This window comes from Sporosarcina sp. GW1-11 (assembly GCF_033088395.1).
In the GTDB taxonomy this organism is placed as follows: Bacteria; Bacillota; Bacilli; order Bacillales_A; family Planococcaceae; genus Sporosarcina.
In genome coordinates this window covers 1-11,784 of record NZ_JAPMIW010000025.1, presented here as the reverse complement: position 1 = coordinate 11,784, position 11,784 = coordinate 1, and the positions used below count along the sequence as shown (strand labels likewise).

The following is an 11,784-nucleotide window of genomic DNA, read 5'->3' as shown; positions in this document are numbered from 1 at the left end:
ACCGATAAAATCGATCACAGTAACGAATGATTTTCCTGCATACTTTCGTAATCCACGACCTAATTGTTGAATAAAGATAATGCTAGACTGCGTCTGTCGCAACATTACCACTTGATTAATACTAGGAATATCAATACCTTCGTTAAAAATGTCAACTGTTAAGATATACTCTAATTCCCCATTTTCCAACTGTTGCACTCTATTCATGCGCTCTTCGTTTGAATCATCACCAGTCAAAGCGACCGTTTTGTAGCCACGCATATTTAGCTCTTCAGACAACTTCCGAGCTTCTTCTTTTCGACTACAAAACATAAGCCCTTTCACTTTGTCTCCCGCGTGACTATAGTAGGTAATTTTATCAATGATATGTTCCACACGTTCACTCGTTACTAATTTGGAGAGTATCGTATGGTCACCTATCAACTCGCCATCCATTTCAAAGTCTGTTACGCCAAAGTAGTGGAATGGACAAAGCATGTCTTCTTCTAATGCTTCTTGTAAGCGAATTTCATAAGCAATATTGTAATCGAATAACTCATAAATATTAAAGTCATCTGTCCGTTCGGGTGTTGCAGTCATTCCTAGTAAAAACTTCGGTTGGAAATGATTGATCACCCTTAAATAGCTAGCGGCACCTGCTTTATGTACTTCATCAATTAAAATATAATCAAAAGCTGCTGGATCAAATTCTGCAAGATTCTCTGGCTTTGATAATGTTTGGATACTCGCAAATACATATCTTTTATCCGCTTGTCGATTTGAACCAACATACAATCCGAAATCTTCTTCAATCCCACCTAGAACTCGTTTAAAGTCCTCCTTAGCTTTCTTCAAGATCTGTTCACGATGTACGATGAAAAGCATACGCTTAGGTGCAACTCTCCGTACATCGAAAGCAGATAAATAGGTTTTACCTGTACCCGTTGCTGAAATGACTAAGCCTTTGTCATGGCCTTTCTCACGTACAGCTTCTATTTTAGACAGTGCCGCCTGTTGCATTTTGTTTGGTGTAATTTCCAAGGCTTTTTCAATCGCATTCGTTTGGTAGGCTGACGGATGTTCCAGTACTTGACTAGCCATCGTACGCTCTGCATTGGCTTGGTAACCGGCTTCGTACTGCGCAATCCAAGTCTCTGTCAGTACATTGGCATCACTCCACACCTCTTCAAACTGGTCTTTGAAATGGTAGACAATTTCTCCGTTGCTATGGGATGTTAATTTGACGTTCCACTCATAATTCACTTGTAAAGCGTGTGCCGTTAAATTGGAGCTCCCCACAATTAGCGAATACTGATCTGCTTGCTGAAATATATAACCTTTCGAATGAAAACCTTCTTTTTTCGTCAGTCGGACTTCAACATTAGGAATTTTAAGTAGCTCACGAAATACCTTTGGTTGATTAAAATATAGATAGGTAGACGTAATAATTCTCCCCGTTACACCCCGTTGATGTAAATCATAGAATAATGACTTTAGTGTAGCTAGACCACTTTCCGTTATAAATGCAACAGAAAAGAAAAAATGCTCGCAATGTCGAAGTTCATCCTGAATAGAAGATAGTACAGTTTTATTTTGTGTAGAACTATTCACTAGTAATTCAGGCTTATAACTTCCACTAGTCACGCCTGCTTTATCTACAAATCCCTTATGTAATGACGCTTTTAATTGTCGAATAAAATCTCCCATTCCACACCCTCCCTTCTATCGTTTAGCTAGCTTCTCGATCGCTGGAATATCAGCAGGCGCCCAATCCAATCCAGCTAATTGCTCTCTAGGGATCCATCGTAATTCGGCATGTTCCGTAGCAATCGGTGTCCCCTCTACAATCTTCGCCATAAACGTCTCTAAACGTACAATCACTTTTTCATATTCATATGTAGTATCTTCCACTGCTTCTCTCACTTGAATTACACATTCTAGTTCTTCTTGTATTTCACGTTGAAGAGCTTCCTCTGGTGTTTCTCCCTGTTCGATCTTGCCCCCTGGAAACTCCCAATAATTTGGTAGTGTCATCGTTGGACTGCGAAGAGCAGATAAGATTTCTCCCTCATCATTTTCAATCACAGCCCCTACTACATGTACACTTTTCTTCATATAAATGACCTCCATATCGTCATTAACCATTTTGCATCCATTATACCATCCACTGGAAATAATGCAGCATCGATAGTTTTCCACTGAACATCTCAAAAGCATTTCAACTTACTGTAAAGTATGAATACTTAACTAACTGCACTAATAGAATTTCAGTAAAAGAGACCATACAGCGAGACAGTTTTGGGGGTTGCAGGCTTGAATTGTCATGACCTATCTCCTTATGGTCACTGTCAATGTATTGGCCAATATTCTACCTATTTTGAAGCGACGATAATAAAAAAGCGCAAAGGAGAAGGCCGTGGCCTTCTTTCCTTTGCGTTAAAACTTTGTATAAAATTAGCACATGTTATCATACTGTACCCTATCCATACTACTACAAAAACCTCTCTTGGTGTATTTAAATTTGCATTGCTGTCAGTATCAATTAAATTGTTGCATCGCGGTACAATACTATATAAACAATATTTTTATACTAGAGGATATACTAACTGACCCCTAAATATTATTAGAAATTGATGCTTTCAAAAATACCAGATTCGCTTTATTCTAAACCTATTAATCCCACAATGTTAGGAAGGTTTAGACAATGCAAAAAACACATCATTATACGGCTCAACGGACAAAGACGTTCGATTTAATACTGACTTCAATGCTTGCTTCACTCGTGTTTGTCGCAACACTTTTACTTAATATTAAGCTCCCGCTAGGAAATGGCGGACTAATCCACCTTGGCACTTCAATGTTATTTATTGTATCTATTTTATTCGGTTCTAAGAAAGGGATGATTGCAGGAGCTGTTGGAATGGGCTTGTTTGATCTTGTCAGCGGCTGGGCGTTATGGGCACCGATCACTATCATAACCCGCGGATTGCAAGGCTATATTGTTGGAAAGATTGCCTGGTCGAATGGACGGAAAGGAACAAGTTTCAAGTTCAACTTACTGGCAATGCTAGCTTCTATACCATTTACCATTGCAGGCTATTACATTGGTGAAAGTATTCTTTATAACAGCTTAGTTATACCGCTCGCCTCCATCCCAGGTGACCTTATTCAATGTGCTGTCGGTATCGCCATTGCCATTCCGGTTTGCGCAATGCTGAAGAAAACTTCTATGTTTAAATAAGTAAGAGCACCAGTGCAAGTTAGCGCTGGTGCTCTTTATTTCAATCAACCATTTTCTTTCGATAGATGATGCGTGTCACAAGGAACAGCACAATAACCCACACTAAAATAATGAATAACTCTAAGATTACATTCCCAAAACCACCGCCCGCTTCCACTTTTGCAGCCAGTTCAATCAGCTGAATGTTCGGCAAGTACATACCAATTTTAAGAATGGGATACTGCTCTATAAGCGTCGGAAGAAAAGATCCGAGTGAAAAAACAGTAACTACCGGTAAGACAATAACCGAAGCCTCCATTACAGATTTTGAAAAGAGACCGAGTAATGTACCTAATGCAATATAGAAAAATGATGAAAGTATGAATGCTATCATGATGATACCAATATTAGCCGGGTTGTACCCAGAAAAATATGCGGTAACTACCACAACAAACATAGTTAATATAAATGTTAGTAAACTCTTTCCACCCAGAATTTCAACTGTACTTGCCGGCGACAACATAAGGCTCCGTAATGTATTTTTTTCCTTTTCTTCAGCTATGAGGCAACTTTGAATAAAGGTGGCAACCATTACAAAAGCTAAATTAATCAGCATGAAATGACTTTCTATTGAATCAATACCTGCACGTCCATACATGATTCCTAATCCGATAGGTAAAATGAGAACTGTGGAAACATACAAGTTCCTTGAAAAGTCTTTAAAGTCTTTCATCAGTATTGCATTCATACGCTTCATTGAAATCATCAATCTAATTCCCTCCCTGTCACTTTCACGAATATCTCACCCAAAGTTGGCTCATTTGAATGAACCGTCATTACTTGATTGCTATTCATATAGTCAAACAAACGATTCGCTCCTTCTTTACCTGCAGGCAACTTTACCTTCTCCTCCGTTACCAGTTCCACGGTAATCGTTGAATCTGAGAATCGTCGCTTCAATTTTTTAGGAGTATCTAGCAGCTGAATCATCCCTCGATCTAAAAACGCTATCCGGTCACACAAAAGTTCTGCTTCCTGCATGTCATGCGTAGTCAGGAAAATGGTCGTTCCTTTTTTATTAAGAGCACGCAAACCTTCGTGTATATGAAGTGAATTTCCCGGATCCAGCGCGGAAGTAGGTTCATCAAGAAACAACAATTCAGGTTTATGAATCAACGCTCTCGCCAATATTACACGCTGTGTCATCCCCTTTGATAAAGCAGAGACTCGCTTTGTCTGATCTTCTTTTAAATTAACAACATCAAGCACTTCATTGATTTCTGAATGTGGAACATTATACAGGTCACAATAGAGCTTTAAATTATCACGAATCGACAGCCTTTCGTAGAGTCCGCTGTTATCAGTAAGCACACCAAAACGGCTTCGGTATTTTGATTTTTTTAACTGAGATACCGGCTCACCGAAAACTTTTGCCGTACCACTTGTAGCTATTAGTTGTCCCGTAAGTATTTTAATAGTAGTAGTTTTACCGGAGCCACTGGGTCCTAAGAAACCAAAAACTTCTCCTTTCTTTACATGAAAATCTACGCTTTCCAGTGCGCTTTGGTTTCCAAACAACTTAGCCAACTGCTTTACCTCTATTATATTCTCCATGTTCACCCTCCTCAGTACTTTCTATATCTCTTCTTCACACTCTTAGATTAAGGGAAATAAATCTAAACAGCATCATATTTTCAGTGAAAAGAGACTGGCGAAGGGTGAATGGAGCATATAAATAGGTGAATGGCCGCAAGATATAGCTAAAATCCAGGTAAATCATTTGTTTTAAGGTAATTTACATTAATCTATTGCCCGGGAAATATGTTGAATTTCCACAGATTTAGAGACCAAGCATCTCTTTCAGCTCTACCATCTTCGTTTTTGATAAAGGGATTGTCGATTTCTCTGTGTCCTCTAATACAAGACTATAGCTGTTTCTCGTCCAAGTAATTACTTCACGTACCTTCTGCAAATTCACAATATATGATCGATGACAACGGAAGAAGCCGAATGGAAGCAAACGCCCTTCCAGTTCGCTAAGTGTAAAATTTGCCGGGAAAGACTCTCCCTTTATATGTAAGTAGGTTTGTCCTGCGTTACTTTCAATATAATCAATTTCAGTAGGGTCAAATAGAACAATCTTTTCATTTACTTTTGTGGGGATTTTTTCAAACCGAACGGGCTGTATGGATTCTGCGGAAGCCAGTGTTTCATCAGCGACAGGTTCATCTTCCGGAATATCGTGCACTTGGATAGAATGAAGACCATAGTCATCCAAACGAAAGACCTCATCTGCACCAGTGATTGCACTTTCCATATTGCCTGTGAGGATCAACGCCCCCTTCTCCTTCTGTTTCAGTGTCTGCAGAACCGCAAGGAAAATACGTTTCGACTCAAGATCGAGATTTTGATCCGCTTCTTCAAAAACATAATAGGTTGGATTCTGTACAAGCAGGCAAGCTAGTTGTACCCGCTTTCGTTCCGAATAACTTAGCTGCCTTATTTTCACCTTTCTTTTTGAACCTAATTGCACAGTGTCTATTACCTCCACAACTGACTCGTGTGATGTATAGAGCTTCTTAGTAAAGGCCACCATTTCTTCAACGGATAATCGCTCATATAAGCCAGACCCTAAAAATAAAAACCCTACTATTTGTTTATTTTCCCCATAACTGTCATTTCCTATTTTGACTTCTCCACTTGAAAGCCTGACATCTTCTAAAAGTAACTGAATTAATTGTTCACGAACATTAACACTTGAGTAAATCGCCACTGATTGCCCACGGTTTACCGATAGATTAAAAGGTGGAAAAATAATTGAATCATGTATACGTTTTTCTGCATTGATAAATCGAAGTGACATAAAGGTAACCCTCATTCCAATTGTTTTCTAACTCATTAATTATAACAGTTTATAGTCCCGAGTATTTCTTCACGGTATATGTGCAACAAATTGATTTATTCTATATATGGTCCTAACCAGAATAATGGTGTTTTATAGCCAGTGCAACTAGAGAGCATAAAGATTAAGGGAATTATCTTCATACAAAAAAAGCTCCCCAGCAGTAATACAGCGCTGGAGGAGTTTTATTTTAGACAAAGGTAAGTGACTAGTTCATGTGTGTTCCAAGATTGGAGCTACAGAGACGGAAGCGAAAGAACTAATCATCAAAAAAGCTCTGTTACAATATGAATCGTAACAGAGCTTTTTGATTTGTTATTTAACTATGAACAGTTTCTTTATTAACCAATTCAAGCGTTTTAGCTGTTGAAGCATGAACTTCTTTAAGAAGCTCAGGATTTTCTGCTAACTGCTTGCCGTAAGAAGGTATCATTTCTTTCAATTTCGGCTCCCAGTCGTTTACTTGCTCTGGGAAACATTTATTCAACAAGTCCAACATAACCGCAACTGCTGTAGAAGCACCCGGGGAAGCGCCTAACAATGCTGCAATTGAACCGTCTGCATCCGTTACTAATTCAGTACCGAACTGAAGTGTACCTTTGCCGTTCGCAGTATCTTTAATAACTTGTACACGTTGACCAGCTGTCCATAGTTCCCAATCTTCACTTTTTGCATTGGGAATGAAATCGCGAAGTTCGTCCATGCGCTGCTCTTTCGTTTGTACAACTTGCTCTACTAAGTATTTAGTTAATGGAATGTTTTTTGCACCACATGCAAGCATGGTCGTTAAGTTATTCGGTTTTACCGTGCTGATCAAGTCAAACATGGAACCCGTTTTCAAGAACTTGGGAGAGAATCCTGCAAACGGTCCAAATAACAAGGACTTTTCGTTATCGATATAGCGTGTGTCTAGGTGTGGAACCGACATTGGCGGCGCACCGACTTTAGCTTTTCCGTAAACTTTCGCATGGTGCTTTGCAATAATATCTGGATTTTTACAGATCATGAAAATACCACTGATCGGGAATCCACCAATTTGCTTACTTTCAGGAATGCCTGTCTTTTGTAGTAATGGAAGACTTCCACCACCACCACCGATGAAAACAAATTTTGATTTATGATATTCGAGCTTACCGTCTTTATTATTCTTTATTTTTAATTCCCATTCGCCATCACTTGTGCGCTTGATATCTTCTACTTGATGACCGTAGTTGATTTCAACATTTGACTTTTGCATATGCTCAATTAACATGCGTGTCAATGCACCAAAGTTTACGTCTGTTCCTGAATCGATTTTAGTTGCTGCAATCGCTTCACCCAATTGACGGTCTTTCATGATTAGCGGAATCCACTCTTTTAGTTTTTCCACGTCATCAGAATATTCCATTCCTTCGAATAACGGATTCGCCGTCATTGCTTCAAAACGCTTTTTCAAGTATCTTACGTTTTCCTCGCCTTGCACTAAGCTCATATGTGGGAGTGGCATAATGAACTGGCTTGGATTTTCTATTAATTTCTTTTCAACTAGATGAGACCAAAACTGCATAGATAATTGAAATTGTTCATTTACCTGTGTAGCTTTAGTAATATCAATTGAACCATCTGCTTTTTCAGAAGTATAGTTCAGTTCACATAACGCTGCATGTCCAGTTCCAGCATTGTTAAGCTCATGAGAACTTTCTTCTCCTGCTTTGTCTAGCTTTTCGAACAATGAGATTTTCCAATCAGGTGCTAGTTCTTTCAGCATTGTCCCCAACGTCGCACTCATAATTCCGGCACCGATTAAGATAACGTCTGATTTAGTTTGTATATTACTCATTTTGACCTTCCTTATATGTGAAATTTACAGAAACGTAAATGTTCCTAAATAAGTCGTCACAGCAAACATGGCGCAAACTAGGAGCAATTTTTTCTGTCTCAGTTGACCATACTTCTACTAACATCTTTTTTAGTATACAACAAATGTACCTTATATTAAAGACTGTTATTTATTTGTAATCTTTTAGATAGAAAAATGTCGAAATTTTGATACATATTGTTGTTTTTGTGACGTTTCTCACAGTTGTCACACTACTTTCACTAGTATCTATCTACATTTATATGTCATTCGGTAGACTGCAAAGATTGTTTAGACTATATAGAACTGATTAGGAACTATTTCCGAATAGGTATGTTTATGACTTCATCATAGTTCTTTTCGTAATGAAGGCCATTAATCACTAAAGCCTCTGGTAGCTTTCTCCCATCAAATAGAATAACACGCTCTTTATATTCTTTGCCACGTATTGTGATGTAGTCCTGTCGTAAAGTAGTTTGCAATGGTATCACTTGGCCGTCAACTTGCACGCTTACACCGTCTAATAGGATGTTTTCGGCAGTAGCGATGGTCAGCTGTATACCATCTTTTGTTATCTTCGCATGATTTACAATCAATTCTTCGCCATCCATGTAGGCAATTGTTTGTTCTTGATCAAGAGTGATTGTTTGATCTATTTGTTTATACCCAACGAATGTATCAACTACTAATTTGAGTGAAGTCACATCTTTCGGCAATGCATCATAGTCGATTGTGAATGTCGTACCATTGAGTGCTGATGACGTACCACCACTGACTTGATCAATCTCCACACCGTCGGCTAATAACTTCACACCGCTGAATCCAAGAGGTATGCGATCATAGTTAGCCACATTGAACTTTCCTTTAATAGTTGTTTGGCTTGGCGTTGCAATAATCGAATTAAATCGAATCGTTCCTGTATCGACAGGAACCTCCTTTTTAATAGACTGCTTTAGTACAGTCTGCATCGCAGCACGAGGATTATACGGGAATGTTATTTCCTCCCAGCCGTCTAAGTGCTGGAATCCCAATGTCAATTTTTTTGCGAACGTGCTGACAGGATCGAAAGTTCGAATCCCCTTTAGCACAGTCTTTTGTTCATTCATAGTCGTTGTACCTGAACGAGCACTTGAGTGTGTAAACAAGCCCTTCAATTCCATAAACGATAGATCATCTTCCACGCCTTCAGGATTGCTTAGTGTGTAATAGAGGATACCTTGGTTTTCGTCTGTCAGAATACCATCCAAATGAAGTTCCGTTCCATTCGGAAATACATATTTCTGATCTAGCGTTTGCCCATTGCCCTCTTCGTGTAATTTTGCTAATGTGTACGGCATGATCTCGTCAAAGCCTAGCATTTTTTTTCCGTAATAAGCAAATGCATTATATTGATAGCTTACGAACGACAAAAGGAGTAAAGCCGCTGCTATTGCTATCCATTGCGGCATATAACTTTTCCGACGTTTTGGTGTCTTTTCCAATGCTCTCTGCAAACGTTCATTCAGTTCTTTTGGTGCCTTTACTTCCTCTAAGCGCTTTTTTTCTTGTACTAATTTCCGCTCGATTTCAGTCATCTCGTTCACCCCTGTATCGATTACGCATTTTTTCCAGTCCAGTGAACACTCTGGACTTTGCCGTTCCTATCGAGACATCTGTTACTTCTGCTATCGTCTGGTAATCCAAGTCATGGAAGTACTTCAACTCGATGGCTTCTCTTTGATAGACGTTGACATAAGACAGCATTTCTTCAATATCTATGCGCTGCTCACTTTGTGTGATCGGATCTGCGTCAGACGCTACCTCCATACTTTCCCATTCATCTAACAGCTGTACACGAGCTTTTTTACGCAACATTTGTTTGCATTGATTGACCAAAATAGTTTTACTCCAACTATAGAACGCATCGTTCTTTTTTAGTGTCGGAATGTGGCGATAAAGGCTGACAATCATTTCTTCCATCGCGTCCATCGCATCTTGTGGGTTACCCATATATTTTAGAGCTAGCCGATAATAGTCGTCTTGCTGCTCATTGATTAACTGCAATAGCGCGTCTTTATTACCTCTTTTTGCTCGTTTTACTAACCGAATGACTGTCATATTCTCACCTCTCATTCATAGGAGTCATCATCTCACAAAAAAGTTCATTCTTTATTTAAAAAAAGACTGTAGACAAACTCTTTGCTACTAGAGTTCGTCTGCAGTCTTTTACGTTAACAAATCTTCTGAAATGACTTTAAATCCTTCAATAATTGTATCTTCTTCAACTTCAATTAGTATACATTGTTTGCCGTCGTAGTTGACTTGTTTTACATACTTCAAGTCTTGTGGGCTAATAGAAATATTTGCGACCTTTGTTTCGATTTTAATCGACTTCGATGTATAGCTTGGCACAATATGGCTTGCTTTCATTTCATAAGTCGTATCATCCACTACCGTTTCGAACGCCGCTTCTACAGCTTTTGCATCAACGTAGTCCACGCCACTCATCTTCAACACGCGCTCGACTTGGAATTTGTCGATTACAGGCGGCTCTTCTGGTTCTTCCTCATCTTCTTCGACTTCGGTCAGACGATAAATTGCTTCGTAGACATTGCCAAGCGTTTCTGTATCGACTTCGCCCCCAACCACTTGCTTTACAATTTCTTCGAATACTGCTTTATCGTCAGCTGCCGTAACGACTTCTTCGCCATTTAGTATATTCTCAATGAATTGGTAATCAGGTTTATTCGCTTTACCTGCCGCATACAGAACATGATTAACGTCAGCTGCATTGTCCGTGAAACAAGGGAATAAAAAACCACCGATCGGTGACGTTAGATTAATTATCGGATCCAACATTGTATTAGATTTGAACTCCCGCTCGATGAAGTCAAAGACGATGGAACGTTTCGGTAAGTCCGTCTGATTCATACTGCAAAGAATAAATGGAGTCGTAAATACTTCATCGCGCGCGTCAATTTCCGACTCTTCACTACTTCGTTTGGTCTTCTTGAAATAATTTCCTCGAATAAATGTCACGACAAGATCCTTTTCATATTGAACATCTTGCACCATCTTCAGTGCCAAATGTTGCATTTCATCTCTCCACTGATCGGCTTCTTCGGCTTGCAAACCTTCATATAGTAATTGTTGCGCGTGATCCGTCTGTTCCTCGGTCTGTCGCTCAAATTTCACTTCAAACAACTTCACGCCTAACTTTCCGCCAAGTACCTTTTTAAAATTCGTCATAAATAATTCTTGTTGCTCGCGTTCCAGTAAAGCAAAAGCTTGGCTTTCTTCATGAAAGATTTCATTACTTTCTTGTCGAATATAGACGTTATAAATATCTGTAATGGTTAATAAGTCTGTATCTAACTTAAATCGTTTGCGAATATCCGCGATATCATTTTTGTTCATCTATTCTTTCCACTCCTAAGCCAATAAATTATCCTTTTTAAGTATAACAAGTTCTGGAGAGAAGTTCTTACGGAGTTTCATCATTTGTTAACTGCTACTGATCCATACACGCCTATAGAAAAAGCGGCGGACAAATTTTTCGTTGCCCGCCGCTTTTATATGTAGGAAAACCATTTTGGGTTGTGTCGTAGCTCGACTTTTTACGGTACTAAAGTTAGTAAAGGTCGGCTTACTAACACCGCTGCGGCACGTGGGGGATTGCCTCCCGGCTTCGGCTGACCCCGCAGTTGTGCCTTCGCTAATGAGTACAGTGTAGTTTTGGTAAGCTTTGGTACATAGTAAAATTCACTTTTAGACTTCAACGTACTATGCTACTTGCTTTTCCACACTAAACGAAGGCGCCTTACAAGCGGTAGGCGGAGCAATAAGACGGATAGGCGCTCTTCCTAT

10 protein-coding genes are annotated in these 11,784 nt (G+C 39.3%); 1 reads left to right on the top strand and 9 read right to left on the bottom strand.

Going from position 1 to position 11,784, the window contains the following annotated elements; all coding sequences use genetic code 11:
* Together ORD22_RS13065 and ORD22_RS13060 are read right to left on the bottom strand one after the other, a co-directional pair.
* Positions 1-1,686, bottom strand: a 1,686-nt coding sequence (locus ORD22_RS13065) for a DEAD/DEAH box helicase family protein (RefSeq protein ID WP_317646513.1), incomplete at its 3' end; no start/stop codon positions are given.
* A 15-nt stretch (positions 1,687-1,701) separates the two neighbouring features.
* Positions 1,702-2,094 carry a (deoxy)nucleoside triphosphate pyrophosphohydrolase gene (locus tag ORD22_RS13060; protein WP_317646512.1) on the bottom strand — a complete coding sequence of 131 codons (393 nt, stop codon included), beginning with the start codon at positions 2,092-2,094 and terminating at the stop codon, positions 1,702-1,704.
* Between the two features lie 589 nt (positions 2,095-2,683).
* Here ORD22_RS13060 and ORD22_RS13055 point away from each other — a divergent pair.
* Positions 2,684-3,220: an ECF transporter S component gene (locus ORD22_RS13055; protein WP_317646511.1), complete on the top strand. Its 537-nt coding sequence runs from the start codon at positions 2,684-2,686 to the stop codon at positions 3,218-3,220.
* Positions 3,221-3,260: 40 nt separating this feature from the next.
* Here ORD22_RS13055 and ORD22_RS13050 read toward each other — a convergent pair whose 3' ends face one another.
* From ORD22_RS13050 to ORD22_RS13020, 7 genes are all read right to left on the bottom strand, one after another.
* Positions 3,261-3,965 (bottom strand): ABC transporter permease, encoded by a 705-nt coding sequence (locus tag ORD22_RS13050; RefSeq protein ID WP_317646561.1) that lies wholly within the window; start codon positions 3,963-3,965, stop codon positions 3,261-3,263.
* Positions 3,965-4,813, bottom strand: coding sequence for an ABC transporter ATP-binding protein (locus ORD22_RS13045; RefSeq protein ID WP_317646510.1), 849 nt, complete (start codon positions 4,811-4,813; stop codon positions 3,965-3,967). Before ORD22_RS13045 ends, ORD22_RS13050 begins: the two co-directional genes overlap by 1 nt.
* A 226-nt stretch (positions 4,814-5,039) precedes the next feature.
* Positions 5,040-6,062, bottom strand: coding sequence for a LytTR family transcriptional regulator DNA-binding domain-containing protein (locus ORD22_RS13040; protein WP_317646509.1), 1,023 nt, complete (start codon positions 6,060-6,062; stop codon positions 5,040-5,042).
* Positions 6,063-6,420: 358 nt separating this feature from the next.
* Positions 6,421-7,920, bottom strand: a complete 1,500-nt coding sequence (locus ORD22_RS13035) for a malate:quinone oxidoreductase (RefSeq protein WP_317646508.1) — start codon at positions 7,918-7,920, stop codon at positions 6,421-6,423.
* A 335-nt stretch (positions 7,921-8,255) separates the two neighbouring features.
* Positions 8,256-9,512, bottom strand: coding sequence for a DUF4179 domain-containing protein (locus ORD22_RS13030; protein WP_317646507.1), 1,257 nt, complete (start codon positions 9,510-9,512; stop codon positions 8,256-8,258).
* On the bottom strand, positions 9,505-10,050 hold the full coding sequence (locus ORD22_RS13025; RefSeq protein ID WP_317646506.1) for an RNA polymerase sigma factor: 546 nt from the start codon (positions 10,048-10,050) through the stop codon (positions 9,505-9,507). The genes ORD22_RS13030 and ORD22_RS13025 overlap by 8 nt, the downstream gene beginning before the upstream one ends.
* A 93-nt stretch (positions 10,051-10,143) precedes the next feature.
* Entirely contained in the window at positions 10,144-11,334 is a 1,191-nt protein-coding gene (locus ORD22_RS13020; RefSeq protein WP_317646505.1) for a DUF4317 domain-containing protein, read from the bottom strand.
* Positions 11,335-11,784 lie beyond the last annotated feature (450 nt).